The sequence below is a fragment of the Cellulosilyticum sp. ST5 genome (genome assembly GCF_046529625.1).
Lineage (GTDB): Bacteria > Bacillota > Clostridia > Lachnospirales > Cellulosilyticaceae > Cellulosilyticum > Cellulosilyticum lentocellum.
In genome coordinates this window covers 3,655,001-3,676,284 of the sequence record NZ_CP132338.1, presented here as the reverse complement: position 1 = coordinate 3,676,284, position 21,284 = coordinate 3,655,001, and the positions used below count along the sequence as shown (strand labels likewise).

The 21,284-nt window shown below is 32.2% G+C and carries 20 protein-coding genes and 1 riboswitch; of the genes, 17 read left to right on the top strand and 3 right to left on the bottom strand.

Annotated elements, in window-relative coordinates; genetic code table 11:
- Nucleotides 1-316: 316 nt before the first annotated feature.
- From QTL86_RS17790 to QTL86_RS17725, 14 genes are all read left to right on the top strand, one after another.
- Nucleotides 317-502 (top strand): hypothetical protein, encoded by a 186-nt coding sequence (locus QTL86_RS17790; protein ID WP_127065152.1) that lies wholly within the window; start codon nt 317-319, stop codon nt 500-502.
- 11 nt (nt 503-513) lie between these two features.
- Complete coding sequence (locus tag QTL86_RS17785) at nt 514-681, top strand: class IIb bacteriocin, lactobin A/cerein 7B family (protein ID WP_127065153.1); 168 nt, start codon at nt 514-516, stop codon at nt 679-681.
- Between the two features lie 45 nt (nt 682-726).
- Nucleotides 727-909 carry a bacteriocin gene (locus QTL86_RS17780; RefSeq protein WP_127065154.1) on the top strand — a complete coding sequence of 61 codons (183 nt, stop codon included), beginning with the start codon at nt 727-729 and terminating at the stop codon, nt 907-909.
- A 1,259-nt stretch (nt 910-2,168) separates the two neighbouring features.
- Nucleotides 2,169-2,642 carry an AraC family transcriptional regulator gene (locus QTL86_RS17775; protein ID WP_127065155.1) on the top strand — a complete coding sequence of 158 codons (474 nt, stop codon included), beginning with the start codon at nt 2,169-2,171 and terminating at the stop codon, nt 2,640-2,642.
- Nucleotides 2,643-2,716: 74 nt separating this feature from the next.
- Nucleotides 2,717-2,944, top strand: a complete 228-nt coding sequence (locus tag QTL86_RS17770) for a class IIb bacteriocin, lactobin A/cerein 7B family (protein ID WP_127065156.1) — start codon at nt 2,717-2,719, stop codon at nt 2,942-2,944.
- Between the two features lie 21 nt (nt 2,945-2,965).
- Nucleotides 2,966-3,217: a class IIb bacteriocin, lactobin A/cerein 7B family gene (locus QTL86_RS17765; protein WP_127065157.1), complete on the top strand. Its 252-nt coding sequence runs from the start codon at nt 2,966-2,968 to the stop codon at nt 3,215-3,217.
- A 528-nt stretch (nt 3,218-3,745) separates the two neighbouring features.
- Complete coding sequence (locus tag QTL86_RS17760) at nt 3,746-5,980, top strand: peptidase domain-containing ABC transporter (RefSeq protein ID WP_127065158.1); 2,235 nt, start codon at nt 3,746-3,748, stop codon at nt 5,978-5,980.
- On the top strand, nt 5,964-7,493 hold the full coding sequence (locus QTL86_RS17755) for an HlyD family efflux transporter periplasmic adaptor subunit (RefSeq protein WP_127065159.1): 1,530 nt from the start codon (nt 5,964-5,966) through the stop codon (nt 7,491-7,493). Before QTL86_RS17760 ends, QTL86_RS17755 begins: the two co-directional genes overlap by 17 nt.
- Before the next feature lie 102 nt (nt 7,494-7,595).
- Nucleotides 7,596-8,969 (top strand): TraB/GumN family protein, encoded by a 1,374-nt coding sequence (locus QTL86_RS17750; protein WP_410495642.1) that lies wholly within the window; start codon nt 7,596-7,598, stop codon nt 8,967-8,969.
- A 77-nt stretch (nt 8,970-9,046) separates the two neighbouring features.
- Nucleotides 9,047-10,567: a radical SAM/SPASM domain-containing protein gene (locus QTL86_RS17745; RefSeq protein ID WP_127065161.1), complete on the top strand. Its 1,521-nt coding sequence runs from the start codon at nt 9,047-9,049 to the stop codon at nt 10,565-10,567.
- Nucleotides 10,568-10,656: 89 nt separating this feature from the next.
- A complete protein-coding gene (locus QTL86_RS17740) occupies nt 10,657-10,830 on the top strand; it encodes a hypothetical protein (protein ID WP_190283473.1) in 174 nt (57 codons plus the stop codon).
- Nucleotides 10,831-10,862: 32 nt separating this feature from the next.
- On the top strand, nt 10,863-11,045 hold the full coding sequence (locus QTL86_RS17735; protein ID WP_127065162.1) for a hypothetical protein: 183 nt from the start codon (nt 10,863-10,865) through the stop codon (nt 11,043-11,045).
- Between the two features lie 52 nt (nt 11,046-11,097).
- On the top strand, nt 11,098-11,256 hold the full coding sequence (locus QTL86_RS17730) for a hypothetical protein (RefSeq protein WP_013655153.1): 159 nt from the start codon (nt 11,098-11,100) through the stop codon (nt 11,254-11,256).
- A gap of 97 nt (nt 11,257-11,353) precedes the next feature.
- On the top strand, nt 11,354-12,712 hold the full coding sequence (locus QTL86_RS17725; RefSeq protein ID WP_127065163.1) for a radical SAM/SPASM domain-containing protein: 1,359 nt from the start codon (nt 11,354-11,356) through the stop codon (nt 12,710-12,712).
- Nucleotides 12,713-13,089: 377 nt separating this feature from the next.
- On the opposite strand, the gene QTL86_RS17720 is transcribed toward QTL86_RS17725, so the two are convergent.
- The 3 genes from QTL86_RS17720 to QTL86_RS17710 form a co-directional block, all read right to left on the bottom strand.
- Nucleotides 13,090-13,920, bottom strand: coding sequence for an energy-coupling factor transporter transmembrane component T family protein (locus QTL86_RS17720; protein WP_127065164.1), 831 nt, complete (start codon nt 13,918-13,920; stop codon nt 13,090-13,092).
- The gene (locus QTL86_RS17715; protein ID WP_127065165.1) at nt 13,908-15,623 is read right to left on the bottom strand and encodes an ABC transporter ATP-binding protein; all 1,716 of its coding nucleotides are present in this window, start codon (nt 15,621-15,623) and stop codon (nt 13,908-13,910) included. Before QTL86_RS17715 ends, QTL86_RS17720 begins: the two co-directional genes overlap by 13 nt.
- Before the next feature lie 146 nt (nt 15,624-15,769).
- Nucleotides 15,770-16,330 (bottom strand): ECF-type riboflavin transporter substrate-binding protein, encoded by a 561-nt coding sequence (locus tag QTL86_RS17710; RefSeq protein WP_127065166.1) that lies wholly within the window; start codon nt 16,328-16,330, stop codon nt 15,770-15,772.
- A gap of 80 nt (nt 16,331-16,410) precedes the next feature.
- Nucleotides 16,411-16,510: riboswitch (SAM riboswitch) on the bottom strand.
- 495 nt (nt 16,511-17,005) lie between these two features.
- Here QTL86_RS17710 and recQ point away from each other — a divergent pair.
- The 3 genes from recQ (at nt 17,006) to QTL86_RS17695 (ending at nt 21,095) form a co-directional block, all read left to right on the top strand.
- Entirely contained in the window at nt 17,006-19,207 is a 2,202-nt protein-coding gene (gene recQ / locus QTL86_RS17705) for a DNA helicase RecQ (RefSeq protein ID WP_127065167.1), read from the top strand.
- Between the two features lie 441 nt (nt 19,208-19,648).
- Nucleotides 19,649-19,894: a hypothetical protein gene (locus QTL86_RS17700; protein WP_013655159.1), complete on the top strand. Its 246-nt coding sequence runs from the start codon at nt 19,649-19,651 to the stop codon at nt 19,892-19,894.
- 133 nt (nt 19,895-20,027) lie between these two features.
- Complete coding sequence (locus QTL86_RS17695) at nt 20,028-21,095, top strand: Rho termination factor N-terminal domain-containing protein (RefSeq protein WP_190283474.1); 1,068 nt, start codon at nt 20,028-20,030, stop codon at nt 21,093-21,095.
- Nucleotides 21,096-21,284 lie beyond the last annotated feature (189 nt).

Genomic DNA, 21,284 nt, shown 5'->3' with positions numbered 1-21,284 from the left:
AAAATATTCAAAAAAATAGATATTATAAGTGGTATAGAAAAGATAGAGATAGATAATATGAATAAAAGTAAAAAAACTTGTAGTAAATAATACTAATCAATTTAAGGAACTTAAAGTTGAAGAGACAAGGGAAATAAATGTAGGAAAAGGAATTATGAATATATTTATTTTAATATGAGAATATACAAAGAATAGTAGATTAATATATAAAGATAATTTGGTGTAGACATAGGGTTTGTGATTTAAAGGGAGTATCTTGTCATACTAGCGTACGAAGTGTGATTTGATATAGATTATTGAAGGAGGAAAAGTTAATATGAATAATATAGACTTAACTAATGAATTTAAAGAAATGAGTATAGGCGAGCAAATGAATATAGAAGGTGGAAATCCACTACTTGCGTGGCTTGCAAAACCAATAGTAACATATGCAATAAAAACAGTAGTATATGCAGCATCAGCTGCCGCTGGCTATTGGATTACAGACAAAATTATTAAGTAGGAGGAGATTAGATGAATAATCAATTCGTTGAACTAAATAATGAAGAAAAGATGGCAATAGATGGTGGTATTGCACCATTAGTTATTGCTGGAATCAAAGTTGTTGTAACTGGTTTGGTGAGTGGAGCATGTTATAGGCTAGGTGAAGCTGCATATGATGAAGTTAAATCATGGTTTTAAATTTTAATAGCTCGAGATTAAGCTAAATATAAGGAGGGATAAAATATGAATAATAATTTTTATGAACTGAGTGAATCAGAAATGCAACAAGTTGAAGGTGGAAATCCTGTTGTAGTATATTATGCAATTGTAATAGCTAAACATGTAGTGCTTCCGGTAGCTAAAGTTGCAGTCGAAGCAGCAGTTGGTGGATTTTTGATGAAAGCTGCGGGAGATCTTTTTAAGTAGGAGACACATATGGATACAATAATAAAAATTTTCAATATTAACCTAGATACTTTCAGTGGATATGTGAAATTGGGAATAATTATGTTTGTAATTTCTTTTATATTTCATTTGGTAATGGATATTTTAACATTGATAGGATAAAAGTAGATGAATTAATTTAGTTTAAAGTTGAAAATGAACAAAAGCATAGATAAACCACTTAGAAAGTAACTTATTATTAGGAGTGTTTAGGCGAATTAAAAGTCTATGAATAAATAAGTATTAAGGGGTTTATCTATTGTATTAGAATTAGAGATATGTAATGCATAAATTTCTGTGATATCGTTGATGAAAGTAAGACAAGTAGGTCTAATGTTAAAAGAAGTATAAGAAATTATGAAGTAGTATTATGGCTTATCTAAGTTTAATTTTATTTGTTTAAATAAACATTATAGCTGCTGAACAATTAGGTTTTAGTGCCAAGAGGGGTAAAGAGAATCAAGAAACTTTTTTCAGTGAAATTTCATTACCAGCTATTGCCCTATGTTGTAGTGAATGGTTCATTACTACATTAGGTTGTTGTACATAAAATTACGCAAAAAGAAATCGTTATAGCTGACTCTGGTAAGAAAATTGTGATTAATCCTTTAAAAACATGAAAAGAATAAAGGTTTTGTTCTAACTATTTTTGCTTTCTGTTATCAAAAAAGAGCTTACTCATATAAGTTTTTTAGTACCGCTTATGTATGCTGATCTAAAGATAGACTAATTAAGTATACCTATTTACAACTATATCATATAAAGATAGAGTTATTTTACATTATATGCCTATAGAGATGCATCTCATGGCTATTAATAGAAAAGTAAAAAAATATTGATATAATTAAATTAATAATATTAATTAGTGTTTAGAGGCAGTAATAGGGGGCCATGAAAATAAGAGGTAATATTAATCTTGTGATACATATTAGATTACATTATATAACTATAAAAATACATTTTGTAAAAAGGATATAAAAATGAATAAATATAAAAACAAGAATGACGTGAAATATAATAGCTAGTTTAGTATAAAAATATATGTTCATTAACAGTGAAGTGAGATCTTATGCAAAGGCTAAAGAGGGAAATGAAATGTAGGCTAAAGAATACCAATAAACTGTATTAAATAAATATATTGTGTAAATAGGGTTTCTTCTATATAAGATAAGGCTAGTTATTAAGAGAATTTAATATATAGTATAATAATACTTCTAATGATAATTAAAGGGGGAGTAAACATGGAAATAAAAGAAAATCAAGAACTCATTATGGAAAATGTACTATCTTTTAGAGGTAAGGTGACACAACAACAGATGCAAAAAGAGATGATGAAAATAGGACAAGTATTACAAAAATTAGGAGTACAAAAAAATGGATCAATTACAACAGCTACATATTCAGTAGAAGAAGTATGCGACGAACAATTGATGGATATAGAAATACTTGTGCCACTGGATAAGCAAGTTAATTTACCAAAAGAATATACTTTAAAGCCAATAATTAAGATTATGAATGCCTTATTTATAAGGCATGAAGGACATCCAGGTAGATTACACGAGACAATCAATAGACTTAATGATTATATTTTTGAGTATAAGAAGCAAGTTATTACAGCTACATATAATGTCACCGTAAAGGATGCAATGAACCAAGAGGAGTTAGAAAAAATGATTATTGATGTATATGTAGGTTGTAATCCTTGTATAATGTAACCTTTAGTTATCTACTCATGCTAGCGTACGGAGTATGCGTTGATATAAATATTTAAGGGAGGAGAAACTATATTATGATAGAACAAGTATCATTTACAGTATTAAATCAAGAAGAGTTAGTAGATGCTAATGGTGGGAGTATAACAGTAGCAACAGTAATTGGAGCAGTTACAATAGTTGGAGGAATTATTGCTGCAGGAGTTGGTGCTTATAATATGGCAAAAGACTATGCATATGAAAAGAAAAGTGCAGCATATGCAAAGAACTGCTATGATGGGAATTGTAATGGAAAGTGTAAATAAATAGTATAGGGAGGTTATAATATGAACAGTTTACAAATAACTAACGAATTTAAAACACTAGATAGCAATGAGCTATTAGAAATCGAAGGGGGTTCTATATTAGGAACTATAGCAGTAGGTGCTAAAGCAGTAGCAGCAGCAGCGGCAACTACCGCAGGTGTTACTGTAATAGTAGCAGTAGCAGCTGTAGCTGTGGTGGGCGTTTGTATATACGCAGGAACTCAATCCGGAAAAAATAAGGCAGATAAAGAATACTATGAGAACCATAAGTAAGAGGGCACTAATTATGATAATTTGTAGCATTGCTTTATGGAGTGTCATAATAATTGGCATCAGTTCCTATTACATATCAAAAGAGGTTGCATATCAGCAAAGAACTATTGAATTAAATAATAGAGGATTAAGCAACTAGTAGGCTTATATTGCGAAAAGGTTATACTTTGAAAGTTCAATTTAATAGAATATTAGACAGGTTTTTTCTCATAGAGAAATCCTGTCTAATATATTCTATAAGATGAGTACGATTTTATTTAGAAAAATTAAAGATAGAGTTGCTTCAAAGTAAGTTTAATTTGATAAATAATGAAAGAAATAATTTGGTGTTTAGAGGAAATACATCCTATTTATTTTTTGTGGGAGATATTAAAATTGGATTAGTTTTAATAGTGGGAGAAATCACTATGGCAATAATAACTGAAGGTTATAATGATAATTTAGTTGCTAGAGTAATTATATATGCATTAGAGGTATTAGAAACAATACTAATTGCAACATACAAAAAATAGTATAGAGGTTAAGCAGATGAAAAAATATTCTTGTATCAAACAATATGATATTACAGACTGTGGAGCAGCGTGTCTTGCAACTATTTGCAAGCAATATGGCCTTAAAACGCCCATCACTAAAATCCGTGAAGTAGCAGGCACAGATACACAAGGAACTAATGCTTACGGTGTGATTAAAGCTGCTGAGCAATTAGGTTTTAGTGCCAAGGGAGTTAAAGGAAATCAAGAAGCCTTTTTCAGTGAATTTCCATTACCAGCTATTGCCCATGTTGTAGTGGATGGTTCATTACTACATTATGTAGTTGTACACAAAATTACACAAAAAGAAATCGTTATAGCTGACCCAGGTAAGGGAATTGTGAAGTACACACCAGAGGATTTTTTTAAGATCTGGACGGGTGTACTTATTTTGCTTGTTCCAAATCAAACCTTTAAAAAAGGGAAAGAGACAAAAGGATTATTCGAACGATTTTTTCATCTCCTATTACCTCAAAAGAATTTACTCATACAAGTATTTTTAGCATCGCTTATATATACTTTATTAGGTATACTAGGTGCATTTTATATGAAGGAACTATTAGATAATATCCTGCCATATGGTCTGATGAAGACATTACATATTCTATCTCTTGGAATTATTGGTTTATATATTCTTCAAGTTGTATTAAGTGGATTCCGTGCTCACCTATTGTTATATTTAAGCCAAAAGTTAGATATAGCATTACTACTAGGATATTACGAGCATGTACTAAAACTTCCTATGAATTTTTTTGGGACAAGGAAGGTTGGAGAAATTATTTCTCGTTTTCAAGATGCTGGACATGTGAGGGATGCTATATCCGGTGCTACCCTTACCATTATGATTGATACGTTAATGGTGCTTATAGGGGGCATTATTCTTTATATGCAAAATGCATTACTTTTTGGAGTAGCATTTATTATTGTTGGTTTATATGCAGTCATAGTTTTTGGATTTAATAAAGCACTAAAAAAGGGAAATCAAAAGCAAATGGAAGAAAATGCTCAGCTTACCTCTTATCTGGTTGAATCTTTAAATGGTATACAAACAGTGAAGGCATTTAACGCAGAGAGGAAAGTTAATCTAGAAACAGAAGGAAAATTTATTAAACTTCTGAGAAGCATCTTTAAATTAACGCTTACAACTAATGTACAAGCTATTCTTAAAGGTTTAGTTGAACTTATAGGTGGAGTGGTCATTTTGTGGATAGGAGCCTATCAAGTTTTAAAAGGAAATATGTCAGTAGGAAGTCTGATCACATTTAATTCATTACTAGGGTACTTTTTAGGACCTATGAAAAATTTAATCAATTTACAGCCAGAACTTCAAACTGCCATAGTAGCAGCAGAGCGTTTAGGGGAAATATTAGACTTGGATATTGAATGTGATGAAAATGAGGAGAAGAAAATAAAGCCGAATAAATTCGAAGGAAATATTCAGCTGAAAAATATAGATTTCAGATATGGAACAAGGCAACTGATATTAAAGAATATTAGTATGAATATACAGAAGGGTGAACGTATTGCCCTTGTGGGAGAAAGTGGCTGTGGGAAGACTACTTTGGTGAAACTTCTACTTAATTTTTATCCTATTGAAAAAGGAGAAATTCTTATAGATGGGAATAATGTCTTAGATATCAACCGAGAATCATTAAGGGAACGAATTGCTTATGTACCACAAGAAACATTTTTATTTAGTGGAACGATAATAGACAACTTATCTTTGGGTTCTAGCCAGATAGAGATGGAACAAATAGTAGAAGCAGCCAAGATGGCAAGAGCCCATGATTTTATTAATGAATTACCCCTTAGATATAATACGCACCTAGAAGAAAATGGTGCTAATCTTTCAGGTGGTCAAAGACAGCGTTTGGCGATTACAAGAGCAATACTAAAAAAGCCGGATATTTTGATATTAGATGAAGCGACAAGTAATCTAGATTCAATTACAGAGGCAGCTATTGAAAATACAATTAATACCTTTAGTAAGGGAATGACAACAATCATTATTGCTCATCGTCTAAGTACCATTAAACGTTGTGACAAAATCTTTGTTATGGATAAGGGTGAAATCATTGAACAAGGAAGTCATCAAGAACTTATGGCACAAAAAGGTAGATATCATAAACTTTGGCAAGAACAACTTCCAGAAGTTAGTCAGCAAATAGAAACAGATTCAGTAGAAGAAATTGCTGCAACTAAAGAGGAGGTAAGTTATGACACCAGTTATTAAGGATATAAGAGAAGTTACTGACAGTAAAGAAGTGTATGAAAGCAAGCCACATCCTTTTCTTACTATATTTATCTATATAATACTAGTGAGCATGATATTGGCAGGGATATGGATGTATTTTGGAGAGATAGATATTGTGTCAAAGGGGAGAGGGGTAGTACGACCTAATGAAAATGTTAGTATGATTCGCAATAAAGTCCAAGGAGAAATAGCTAGCTGTGATTTAGAGGAAGGTAAGAATGTAAAAAAAGGAGATATACTTTTTACCATTGCCCATGATGACTTAGAGATTAAACGTTTACAAGCGGAAGAAGTATTTAAAGATACAGAGAAGAGGTTAAGTTTATTAAAAAAATTTAAAAGTAGTATAGAACAAGATATTAATCTTTTTTCACAGGATACAGAAATAGAGTATTATCAGCGTTATGTTAAATACAAACAAGATTATATGAGTCTTAGTAATAATGTAAACATTGAAAATAAAACAGATGAGATTGCAACAACTCAAACAAAGTTTAGTAAAGAAGGTTACCAAGAAAAAGTAAATGAATATGAAAATAGTTATGAGCAATTGAAACAGTATAAGCAATCAATAGAAAAAGGACAAAACATATTCAAGGATAAACAGTGTACATATGCTCTAGACTTTAATAACTATCTTATTAAAATAAATCAGCTTGAGAGAAACATTGTGGATAAACAGTTTACTTATAACCTTAACAGTGAATTAAAGGAAAATGATCTTGTAGCAGAGAAAGAGTATGAAGCTTCTAAAGAAGCACTAGAACTAGCAGAGAATGAGCTGATTCAGCTAAAAACAGCTACCCTTAAAAGCGTACAAGATGAAATAAAGCAAATAGAAAGTAATAAGAAGTTAGCAGAGCAAGAAATGAATAAACTGATTATAGATGATGGACTTATACAGACTAATGTAGAACAAAGGGAGTTAGCATTAAAGAAGTATAAAACAGATGCCTTGGTTGAAATTTATAATCAGATAGAAGAACAAGAGGCTTTGTACCAATCACAAAAGAGAGAATTAGAAAGTACCCAGCTAGCTATTGCCAACTGTACCATTAAATCACCTATAGATGGAACGATTCATATAACTCAAGAAGTGAGTACGGGAGATCTTATAGCTTCAGGAACAGATATTGCAACCATTATCCCTATAAATGACACTATGTATAAGATAGAAATTTTTATGCCTAATAGTGAGATAGCTGGTCTTAAGATTGGAGATCAAATTAAATACAAGTTTGATGCCTTACCATATAAGGAATATGGGCAACTTGAAGGAGCTATAGGAAATATATCCTCAGATGCTAAGGTAAGTGATGCACAAGGAATAAGTGGCTACATTGTTGAAGGAAGCATTAGTAATGAAACTGTGTATAGCTATAAAAATGAACCAGCAGAAATAAAAATAGGTATGACTTGTGAAGCACATGTCATTACTGAGCGAAAGAAAATATTGTTTTATTTATTGGAGAAAATAAATCTAATGGATTAACAATGAGCAACTGGAATTATTCACATTGAGTTATATTAACTTTAATGTGAGCAAGGATAAGAAATTAAATCTAAAAATGAGTAAATAGAAAAGGGGAAGAAAATGAAAACTTTACAATTAAAGAAAAAAATAAATATATGGCTACTATGTTTATGCATAATCATAACAACTATTGTACCTACTTATGCCAATGATCCACAAACACCACAAATCAGTAAATGGGCCCTATGGACACTTAATGAGGGAGAAAATTATGGGATTTTTCCTATGGAGTGGTACTATGACAACTTTCAAGGACAAATTACAACAGAGAAGCTACAAATCCTTTTACAAGGGGTTGATCATAAGTTTGCATCTTTAGAATTAAAAGTAAAAAAAGATTATATAGAAGAACCAATTGATAATCCTCTAACAAGAAGAGGTGTAATAGAAGCACTTTTTGCTACTTTAGCAAAGTATGAGGGTATAGAGGATAGTAGTGGTGTGGATTACTTTAAGCAACAAGGACTTTTGTCAGGAACCAAACAAGGATTAGAACTAGATAGTGTATGTACAACCCAGCAAGCGGTGGTATTAGCGATAAGATTTGTTGAACATACTTACAAAGGATTAGATGCTGGGGCAAAAGGTTTTGCTTGGCAAGCAAAAAAGGGCGGTAATACTGTTTATCTATTAGGCTCTATTCATGTAGGTACATCAGAAATGTATCCACTGAGCAATACTTTAAAGGAAGCATTTAGTAAGGCGGATACTCTTGTGGTGGAAGCTAATATACTTACTCAAAATGAGCAAATGAACCAATTTATACAGATGGCAATGTATGCTGATGGAACAACTATTAAAGATCATGTTTCAAAAGAAACTTATGATAAGCTAGTAAAAGTACTCACTACGTTTAAACTCCCTATAGATCAAATGCAGCAATTTAAACCATGGAGCATTGCGAATGATTTAAATGTAATCAGTACGAGCCAAACTGGAACCATAGAAGGTGCACAAGAAGCTGCAACACAAGGCGTAGATATGTACTTTTTACTAAGGGGTATGGGTGAAGAAAAAAGGACTGTGGAATTAGAAGGACTTATTTACCAAGGAAAGCTTTTTGATAATTTATCAGCCGAATATCAAGAGGATTATTTAAATGCAGTACTTGATAGTATTTTAAATCCAGCAACTGAGGAAGAAATAAGCGAAGTAGAGTTAATAGCTGAGTGGCAACAAGATTGGATTGCAGGAGATATTGAAGGATTTAAGGCTAGTTATGCAAAACTGATGGAAGGGGATAGTGATGAACTATCAGAAATGTTATTTGGTGTCAGAGATAAAGATATGGCAGAAAAAATAGCAAAGATGTTAGAACAAGAAGGAGAAAATACATATTTTGTAGTTGTGGGAGCAGGACACTTTACAGTAGAGGGAACAGTGTTAGATCAACTGAAAGAAAAAGGCTATGATATTAAACCACTTTATAAGTAGATGGGTAATAACTAAAGATAAGCAGGGTTGGATGATTTACTGATTTATTTTTTATATATAAGATATGGGGGAAAACAATGGAAAAACCAATCACAGCAGTGTGGGAAATTACCATGGGGTGTAATATGCAATGTAAGCATTGTGGATCTAGCTGCACATCAGCATTACAAGGGGAATTAAGTACAGAAGAAGCCATAGCATTATGTACCGAAATAGGGGAATTGGGTTTAGAATGGATTACATTATCAGGAGGAGAACCTACTAGTAGAAACGACTGGTATAAAATTGCAAAAGCATTAAATGAGAATGGTGTTGTGCCCAATATGATAACCAATGGTTGGACATTTTCAGAAGAAGACGCTCGTAAGGCAGAAGAAGCAGGCATTAACACCATAGCAATTAGTATAGATGGCCTTCAACAAAGTCATGATTATATTAGAAAACAAGGTTCTTTTGAACGTTCTATGAAAGCGTTCGAACATTTAAAACATACTTCTGTACATACAGCAGCCATTACTACAATTCATAATAAAAATATACAGGAATTACATCAGATGAAAGAAATTCTAATAGATAAGGGCGTTGAAAGATGGCAACTTCAAATTGGATTACCAATGGGAAATATGGCTCATCATAAAGAGTTAGTGACGCCTCCTCAAATAATCAATGAAATTATTGATTTTGCCTATGAAGAGACCCAAAAAGGTGGTATCATCATTGATTTAGCTGATTGCATAGGTTATTTCAACGCTAAGGAACTGATAGTTAGGGAGAAAAACTCAGGAAGTTTAGGATATGGTTGGGATGGATGTGGAGCTGGAAGATATAATCTAGGCATTCTACATAATGGAGATATTATAGGATGTGTGTCTATTAGAGATAAAGAATTAATAGAAGGCAATATAAGAAATGAGTCATTAAGATCTATTTGGGAAAGGGAAGATGCCTTTAGTTGGAATCGTCAATTAACGAAGGACAAGCTGAAAGGTCACTGCAAAAAATGTAGATATGGGGCAATCTGTAAAGGTGGATGTACTAATTCTAGATTAGTTCATAAGGGCAGTATTTATGAAGAGAATCAATATTGTTCATATGGTATGGTCATGGATCAAGCAGAAGCTGTATTAAGAAATGTAGAGAATCCATTGGAACTTCTGGGAAAAGCAATGAAATTCTTACAGAATGAAAAGCATCAATTAGCAGAAACTGCATTAAGTTTGTATCTAGAATATGAACCTAATGATATAGAGGCACGAAAAAATTACGGATATATTCAGTTTATGTTGGAGAATTACGAGGAATCTAAAAGATGCAATGAGATTATTTTGAAGGCGAATCCAAAGGATGTATATGCTCTGAAAGGCTTAGGCTTAGCATTAGCTAAGATGGGACAAGTAGAAACAGGAATAGAGCATTTAAAAAAGGCTATTGAGTACACAGATCATAGATTCTTGGATCCCTATTATGATTTGGCAGTTATTTTAGTTGAGAATAATTATGAAGAGGAAGCTAAAGCACTTATTAAAGAAACTACACTAAAATATGAAGAGTTTAGTATTTATCAACAAATGTTTAATGAAAAATTAGGTGTATCTTAAGAATGACTTATGAATTTTTAATTTTCAATATTAATCAATATGAAATATTGGAAAGTTAAAAATAAGCATTAGAGAGAGGAGGAGAAAATATGAACCAGAATGAAAAACTTATAATGGCTTTAACAGATGAAGAACTTATGGAGTTAACTGGGGGCTTTATAGAATCAGCTGTAGCAAAAGGTGCAATGGTAACATTATTATATGCTATTAGACCGAATCCCAAACCTATTATTGATTTTATATTTAAGGTTCTTAAAAAGTAATACTAAATCGAGTTGATAAAGGGGAGTTTAAAATGGAAAATAAGCAGAAAAAAGAATTAATTATGGATGAAATTGTAATTAAAGAATTACAAGAAATCTCCGGAGGAAATATCTTAACTATAGTACCACCTCGACTTGGAGGAATTTCTAAAATTCCAACAAAGCCACCTATAATAACATTTCCACCGCTTAGTGGCATTGTTAAGAGGGTATAATAAGTAGTAAAGCAGTTAATAATTTTTTTAAACATATAAGGAGGAAAATAAAATGAAAGAAGATGAAAAAGTACTTAAATCATTAACAGATGAAGAGTTAATGCAGTTAGATGGAGGTTTCTTTATTATTGACGTAATCAAAGAAGTAATAAGTAAAAGACCACCCATCATGGCACTTTATGCAGTTTCACCAACTATTAAAAGAATTTAAAAAAGACAATCTATAGAGGTTAATGGTAAGGCAGTTTAGTAAAAATACTTTAACTAAACTGCCTATTAATTTATGGTTTAAAGAAAGGATGTAGCTTATGAGGGTCCATTATATAGAAGAAGACTCATGCACAATAGCATATTTTCCAAGAACATTAAGGTATTTTGTTGTGAATGGAACCATGAAAGATTTTATTAATGCAGTAGAAGAAGGGGTGAGCAGGGAAAGTATTATTTCTAGATTAGAGATAAGTGGGGACCAGTATGATGCATTTAATGAAAAGATACGAGTGTGTTTGGGAGATAATGATTATTTAGTTGATGAATATAGTACTAAAAAACTATTCCTCGAAAAATTATCATTAAATATAAGTAACGATTGTAATTTAAGATGTAAATATTGTTATGCAAATGGAGGTAAATACCATTCATCTAGACAAATAATGACGCAAGAGACGGCACATCGCGCATTAGAGATATTTTTTAATCATTTTGATACCATTGAAAAAGTGGCTCTTTTTGGAGGGGAACCTACTCAAAATATGGAAGTTATCAGGTATGTATGTGAGTATGTATATGAAAAAAATGAAAAGACAGGGCAAAAAACATATTTAGGAATGGTTACTAATGGTACACAAGTAACAGATGAATTGATTGAACTCATTAACAAGTATGATATCCAAGTAACTATTAGTTTTGATGGCACCAAAGAAGCACAAGATGTGGCAAGAGTATTTGCTAATGGAGAAGGTACGGCTCAAGTTGTTATGGACAATATTAGAAAGCTTCAACAATACACTTCACAGCCAGCAAGTATAGAGGTAACCTATCATAAGTATCATCAGGAAAATCAAATGAAGGTTATGGATATTGTAAGAAGTATTAAGCAACAGATTGGGGATGTAGATATTCATATTGTCCCCATGGGATGTAATCAAAAGGAACCTATTAAGGAGTTAATGTTAGATAATCTAGATGAATTTTTAGATGCTATTGATGAGGCGCTTTCGGAAAAAGGAGAGGGGCTATCGTATACTTTTTTAGATTGTATTTTGGAGTCACTCACTAAAAAGACACCATCTAAGTATATTTGTGATGCAGCAATTAATGCATTATCTGTTAGTACCAATGGTGATATTTACCCCTGTTCTGTATTAACAGATATGAAAGATGAGTGGGGAGGATCTATTTATAACGAGAATGTATTAGATGAGCAACAATTTGAATATATGATAAGTAGATATTTAAAGTTTAATAAAATAGAAAATGAGAAGTGCAGTAAGTGCTTTGCACATACAGCATGTTTTGCATGCTTAGGTATGAATGCTATTACTAATGGAAGCCCGTTTGAACTAGATGAAAGCTTATGTGAGTTAAATAGGCAAATGCTAGAGAAGATAATAATAAAGCTTAATGATCTACAAAGAGAGGCAAGGAGAAATGACCTCCTAGCTTAGCAAGTTTGAAAATATCTAGTAAGGTTATTTAATATTAATACCTTTACAGGATATATAAAGTTAGAGGAGTAAGGTGTATCATTTCTTTTGTATTCATTTTGTAATGGATATATTGGACTTAATAGGTTAGAAAAAATGCTGTTCTATAATTTACCTTACAAAAAGATATATATAATAGTTTTTGTAAGCGGAGCAGTGAGTGCAAGTTATTCAGTGGAAAACTAAAGAAAAAGGGGATAAGTACTTATTAAAACAAAACAAATTGTGGATAATATAAAAGAAAACACAATACAGGTTGCCTCAAAATCTTGAGGCAACCTGTATTTATATAGTCAGTGAGAAGCTATTATGCCTCTGAATAAATTCTTTTAATGATTTTATACAAAAGGATTATAGAAGCGGCTACCATTTTTCATAGTAATCCATAAAGAAGCTAAAAATAGTAGAACGACTCCTACAATAGCAATATAATCTCTTTTAGCAAAAGGCCTACTGCTATACCAAGTACGTTTCTTATGAGTTCCAAAAGAACGAAGTTCCATAGCACAACTAATGGTTTCAATACGTTCTAAGCTGCTAAAAATTAGTGGAATCAAAATGGTGCTCATATTTTTAATACGTTTTGTTAGTTTTTCTTTACTAGATAGATCAATTCCTCTTGCTTGCGCTGCAAAAGCAATTTCTCTATAATCTCTTTGGACATCTGGAATATATCTTAAGGCAATAGCTACTGCATAAGAAAGTTTATAGCTTACTCCAATACGATTTAAAGAAGCAGCAAATTCACTTGGGTGAGTAGCTACAATGAATAATAAAGCAATTGGAATAACTGCAAAATACTTAAGTGTTACATTGAGCTGATAGAATAATTGCTCTACAGTTACGGTATAGGGCCCTACTATTTTAAATAATACTGTAGTACTACCATAAATCTTACAACCTTCCATAGGGGAAAAAATAAAAATAGCAATATTATTAATTAAAAGGAAGGCTAATATAAAGTAAACTACAAAAGCCACATCCTTAAACTTAATCTGAGATACTTTAAAGCAAATTAAGCTCAATATAAGTAACATAGCTAATACTCTTGTATCATAAGTAAGCATAGCAGTTAAGGAGCAAAAAATTAAACAGATTAGTTTAGTAGCTCCAGTTAAACGGTGAATAGGGGAATCTGCCTCAAGATATCCGAGCGTTACATTTGGCATAGATTTCTTCTCCTTCTATCTTCTTTAATAAAGCTTTGAACAAAAGCTTTAGGGTCTTCAAGTTTTACTTTAACTGCAAGTGAATATAAAGAAGTCTCTTTAAGATGAGCTGGTGTAATGATGTTTGAAGTTGTAAGCACATGAGTCACAGTATTATCAGCTAAAATTTCACCATCGGCTAAAACAATAGCACGATCTGTATACTCTAACATTAAATGCATATCATGAGTAATCATGATGATTGTAATGCCTTCATCATTAAGTGACTTCAAGAATTCCATCATCTCTGTATAATGCTTAAAGTCTTGTCCGGCAGTTGGTTCATCTAAAATAAGAATTTCGGGTTTACTTACTAAAATAGAAGCAATCGTTACACGTTTCTTTTGACCAAAGCTCAGTGCTGAAATAGGCCAGTTACGCATTTGATAGAGGTCGCATACTTTAAGTGTTTCATAAACTCGTGCTTTTACTTCGGCTTCAGGTAAACCTTGATTACGAAGTGCAAGTGCAACTTCATCATAAAGCATTGGTTTAGAAATCATTTGATTTGGATTTTGAAGTACAACACCGATAGATTCGCAGCGTTCTTTAATGGTTAAGTGTTTCATATCCTGTCCTTTAAGGAGTAGTCTACCTTTAGTAGGTTTATAAAAACCACAAATCAGTTTTGAAAGTGTAGACTTACCAGCGCCATTTTTGCCTACGATACTTAGCATCTCACCCTTATAAAGTTTTAAGTTAATATCTTTAAGTAAAGCTTTACTTCTATCATAGCTAAAGTTAACTTCTTCAAATTCAAGTAGCACATCATCATTAACTTTGTCTTTAATTTCTAATGTATTATTCATAAAAGCTTCAAGTTTTTCTTTACATCCTTTAAGATTAATTTGATCTAAAGGTTCAACTTTATCAAAAGCTTTAAGATCACATCCCGCATACTTAAGTGCTGTAATATAGAGTGGTTCACGAATACCATTTTGTTTAAGGGTATCTTCTTTAAATAATCGATTTGGGGTTGTATCTAATAGAATATGACCTTGGTTCATAACGATGATACGGTCTATAGGTCGATGTAAAACATCTTCTAAACGATGTTCGATGATAATAATAGTCTTACCAGTCTGCTCATGTACTTGATGAATTAGGTCAATAGCCTTTTCACCAGTAGCTGGATCGAGGCTAGCTAAAGGTTCATCAAAAAGCAAGATATCGGCATCACTTACAAGGGTACCGCCTAAAGTAACACGTTGTTTTTGCCCGCCAGATAAAGAGTGAGGTGCCACATTTAGAAAATCATCTACCTCTACAATAGAAGCTACTTCACTTACTTTTGTCTTCAGCTCATTTTGTGCGATACATTTATTTTCTAGGCTAAAGGCCATATCCTCGCCTACAGTAAGTCCAATAAACTGACTATCAGGATCTTGAAGAACCGTCCCCACCATTTGAGAAAGTTCAAATAGGCTAAGATTGGCAGTTTCTTTACCATTGATTTTTAAACTACCAGTTGATGTACCTTCTGTTCTAAAAGGAATAAGGCCATTTAAAGTAGCACCTAAGGTACTTTTTCCTGAACCAGAAGGACCTAAGATGAGTACCTTTTCACCTTCATAAATAGTTAAGTTAATGTTTTTTAAAGTAGGTTCATATTGTACTCTATATTGAAAGCTAAAGTTATTAAATTCAATAACAGGTTTTTTCATAGTTGTTCCTTTCTGTATCTATTGACTATCGCTCATAATATTTAATCATCTTCAAGATACAATATTATAAACTGTAGCCTCTGGATAATGAGCTCTAAATGTAAACAGCTTTGAAGTTGTAATAGACATTTAGAACGCAAGTTATATTAGTCTTCAAGTTTTAAACTTCCGGTTTGGATTCTAGTTTTAGCATAAGAAGCTAATAAAATAGAACCTAATACGCCGATAGTTATAATATTAGAGATTCCAGATACTGCTCCTTGAATATAAACCTTATTACTTGGTTCTGCATAAATGAGTATATCTAAAGTAGGAGCAACAATCCCCCAAGCCATTCCATTTGCTATAACTTGGAATAAATTAAAGAGGATGAGTTGTTTTTTACCAAAATAGCCATCTTGAAGTTTTAAGGCTTTAACTGAAAAACCAATAATGAGTCCAACTACGGCTGAAGCAATAATCCAGCTAAACCATGGTGACCCATAAGCTGTAATATCCTTTAATGTATGTCCGATGAATCCGATAGAGGCACCAGCTAGAGGGCCATAAAGCACAGCCATTAATGCTAAAAAAGCATAAGCTGTTTGAATTTCTGTATTGGGAATCCCCGTAGGAATAGAAGCAAAACGTCCTAAGATTAAAAAGACTGCTGATCCAATTCCTATGGCTACAATTGTACGTATAGAAAGTGTTTTGTTATTTTTCATTGTGTCTCCTGTTTTTAAAATAGATGATTTCCTTTAAACGCAAAAAAGCCTGAGTATAAACTCAGGCTTTGACCGGTCTATACTCATCTTCCAGTTTGTTTACTGTTGGATTTGGCACCTTGATATTATACAGGTTGCCGGGCTTCATAGGGCCAGTCCCTCCGCCACTCGTGATAAGCAAGTATATTCATATGTAAATATAATATTATGTAAAGTGATTAGTGTCAATTGAATTATTATGGAATTAAAGTAAAGAAATAGAAATAGCTTTAAAATAATCATCAAGAATTCTAAGTGAAAAATATTTTTGAATTATTATATAGTGAAAATAAGTAATAAAATAAATTGTGAAGCAAGCAATACAGCGAATTTTAATGATTAAAAATAGAAGTGACCGTTATAATAAAATTTATAAAGTAGTCAAATGAGTGTTTTATTTAATCTAGGAGGGCCGTACAATTCACCGGTGCTAGTAAATAATGAATAGGACAATATAAAATAGAGGGAAAAAGTTTATATGTTTAAGTGGTGCGTCATTATGGTTATAATGGATAAATAGAGAACAAGGCTATATTTAAGATTATGGCACATTCAGAGACGTGGATTATACTGTTAAGAATGGGTGAGAGTAGAGTATTTCGAAACAATAAATAGAGAAAAGAAGGAGAAAGTAAAATGAATCCATTAAATATACTAAAGAAATATTATGGTTATGATGCCTTTAGACCTGGGCAAGAAGAATTGATTCAGGCTATCTTATCAGGCAAAGATGCATTAGGGATTATGCCAACTGGTGGGGGGAAATCCATATGCTATCAAGTACCAGCACTTTTATTGGATGGAGTGACTATTGTTATTTCTCCTCTTATTTCTTTGATGAAAGATCAAGTAGATACACTTAAAGAGTACGGCATTGAAGCAGAGCTTATTAATTCTACTCTAAGTACAAAAGAATTTAGAGAAATTAGAGCCAATGCTAGAATGGGAGCATACAAGCTTTTATATGTAGCACCAGAACGTCTAGAGACTGAGAGTTTTATGGATTTAATAAGGGAGGTTCCTGTTTCTATGGTTGCAGTGGATGAAGCCCATTGTGTGAGTCAGTGGGGACATGACTTCAGACCTAGTTATAGAAGAGTTAGTCAAATACTTTACGCTCTTCCTAAGAGACCGATTGTAGCCGCTTTTACAGCAACAGCGACGCCCCTCGTCAAAGAAGATATTATTAAGCTTTTAGAACTCAATAAACCATTTGAGTTAACCAGTAGTTTTGATAGACCTAACCTTTATTTTGAAGTAAGAAAGCCAGAAAATAAACTTCACGAAACTGAAATGTATCTAAGAGAACATGTTGGTGAAAGTGGTGTGATTTACTGTGCAACCAGAAAAGGTGTAGATGATCTCTATGAAAGACTACTTAGGTTAGGTTTACCATGTACAAAATATCATGCGGGTTTAAGTGAAGCTGAGCGAAGTAGCAATCAAGATGACTTTTTATATGATAGAGTATCAGTGATGATTGCGACTAATGCCTTCGGAATGGGGATAGATAAACCCAATGTAAGATTCGTATTACATTATAATATGCCTAAGAATATGGAAGGCTATTATCAAGAAGCAGGTCGTGCGGGTCGTGATGGAGAAGAAGCACAGTGTATTTTACTTTTTGGTACACAAGATATTATGACTAATCGTTATTTAATTGAAAATGCTAATGGATTGGGCAGACAAATAGAATATGACAAGTTAAATAGCATGGTTGATTACTGTAATACTGAAAGTTGCCTTAGAAACTATATTTTAAATTATTTTGGTCAGCAAACCCTAGAAGAAGATTGTCATCATTGTGGTAGCTGTAATAATGATACGGAAGAATCGGACATCACAGTAGAAGCACAAAAAATCCTGAGTTGCGTTAAACGAATGAAAGAACGTTTTGGTAGTACTCAGGTAGCAGATGTACTGAAGGGATCAAATACTCAAAAAATCAAAAGCTTCAAATTTAATGAACTTACTACTTATGGAGTAATGAAGGACTATCCAAAAGATACAATTAAAGAATTAATCTCATTTTTAGTAGCAGAGGGCTATTTACAATTAGTAGGCACCCAATATCCTATTATCCAGCTTACAGAAGCGAGTTATGAAGTATTAAAGGGAAAAAAGCCAGTCACCATTAAGCGTATTTTAGTCAAAGAAACAACACCAGTAAGAAGTAGATCTGGATTAGATGCAAAGGTAGACCTAGTTTTATTTGAGAAACTTAGAAGTGTACGATATGATATTGCTCATAAACAGCATATTCAGCCGTTTATGGTATTTCCAGACACCACTTTAAAGGAAATGAGCAGTAGATATCCTACAACAGATGAAGCACTTCTTCAAGTATCAGGAGTAGGAGAACATAAGTTAAACAAATATGGCCAAGACTTTATAGCCATTATTAAAACTTATGTAGATGAGAATAATATAGATATTAGTAAAGCGTTAGCTTCATTAAGTAAGAAACATTCCGAACCACTATCTAATCTGGAGGGAGAAGCTACTTTAGATGGAAATACCATACCAAAGAAATCATCACCTAGAGATAGTCATAAATTAACCTATGAGCTTTATATGCAGGGAAAGGGAATTCATGAAATAGCTGATGAAAGAAATCTTACTCAGATGACAGTGGAAAATCATCTTATAAAATGTGTCCAAGAAGGATTACCGATAGATTTTACACAGTTTATACCATCAGAATATGAGGAACAAATTATAGAAGCTATTGAAGAGTGTGGTGCTACCCTGCTTAAACCGATTAAAGAAATGTTACCTGAAGAAGTTACGTATACTGCTATTAAGTTTGCACTTATAAAGTATGGCAAATCATAGCTATCAACATGATGCTTTGATTGATACTAAAGTTATTTAAGTTAGATATTAAACTAATAAAAGTAATACTTTAAATGGTTAAAGAACCACTTTATATTAAAGAAAGACTTTAAGAATGCGATTGTATACAATTGTGCATAACAAAGAGGAAATGTGGATAACTAGTGGATAAGTGGCGTTTGTTTAACATAAATCTGTGGAAAAACAATGTATATCTGAAAATTATATACTATTGTAAGTGTAAAAAGAGAGAAGTATAAACGTTCTATTTCTATTCTCTTAGCAGATGTATGAGTATTAAGTTTCCAATGACAAATTGATTAATTCATAGTAGGATTTAAGATTAAAAAAAGTAAGTTTAATATAAAGAATAGGATATGTATAACTTAAAAAATGTGATACCATAGAACTATATTAAACGTAAGATGAGGGGGAGATACAATGCTAATTTTAAAAGAAAGAGTGCTTTATGAAGGATGTAAATTATATATAGAATTCACACATCGTGCAGATATAATAATTTATAGCCTGGTATTAGAAACTGTAACAGGGGAGAATGTTATGCTCTATGCCTGTGATACAAAGAAAGTTATAGATTTTATATTTGATGCTGTCATAGCAGAGCTCAATGGTTCTAACAATAGAGTGGTTGATGTAAACTATATTATTAGTAATGCATGCGAATAATTTGTGAACTTAATAAAGTCCCTTATAAGATGAGATTCCAAAAACATCCTATAAGGGATTTTTGATTATAGAGATATAATATGTTAGAATGAAAATACTTTGTGAAATTGTAGGATTTAAAGAGGAGATAGTAATGGAATTATCATATGGAAAAAAGGAGCTAGAACAAATAGCTAAATTATATGGAATCAAAGGAGCATACAAATTAAAAAAAGCGGAATTAATAGAAGCTTTACTTGAAGCAATTCCTCAAAAGATGCCAGAGATTCTACCTATGTTAGATGAAATAGATATTAAAAATTTCGAAGCACTTTTTAATGAAAATAAGGTAATAGATAATGAAGATGAATTAGAATGCTATTACAACTTGATGGAATTAGAGTTGGTACAACTTATAGAGGTTGATAAAAAGCGCCAGTTAATAGTAGCAGATTTAGTTAAAGATGCTTATAAAAAGATAGATATGGTTCCTATTATGGAAGAAATAAAACTAAATAGCGCTATGAGAAGACATATTATAAGCATACTAAACTTATATGGCGTTGTTAAATTAAATTGGGCTGTAGAACTTTATAATAGAAACCACGCACAAGTAATTAATGAGCTAGAACTAGCACAGTTTGTAAAGAAGGATATGCGACTAGTATGTCAATGCAAAGTCATAGAAGATTATATTGTCGAGGAAACAATTTATGCATTAGACAAAACTAATTTTAAAGATTTTATAGAGGCTACTATAGATAAAGAATACTATATACCTTCTCAAGAATTATTAGACAAGATGTATGATGAAAGGTACTATGAGCCAAGTATTCCTATAGAAAAGCTAAAAGCCTATCTGAAAAAGACCTATATAATAGAAGAAACTCTAATAGAAGAAGCAATCATAGCAGTCACAATGATTGCTAGGGTTGATTGTGATCGTAGTGGACAGACGATGGAAATTATCCTTGAAGAACTTGCTAATCTAGGAGTAGAGTTTAAGAATTTAGCAGAAATCAATGAAATTGTTAAACACATTACAACAGTTGTAAATGGAACGAGAAAGTGGATTAATAAAGGATTTACGACTCAAGAATTAAGTCCTCATGTATTTGATGAAAAGACAGGGCAAAAAATCAAAGTTATTGATATTGGAAGAAATGCACCATGTCCATGTGGGAGTGGGAAGAAGTATAAGAAGTGTTGTTCTAATAAATAATAGGTATAAAATGTGCAGATTATAAACTAGATATATAATCTGCATATTTTATATAAGAAGTAGTTAATTAGAAAACACAGTTTATTGATTGATATGGACTGAATAGAAGATAATCGATTTGTTGGTCGTATATTAAGGAGAGGAATGCTTTCAAACTTTTTTAGAGATATCCTAACTTATCCAGGGTTA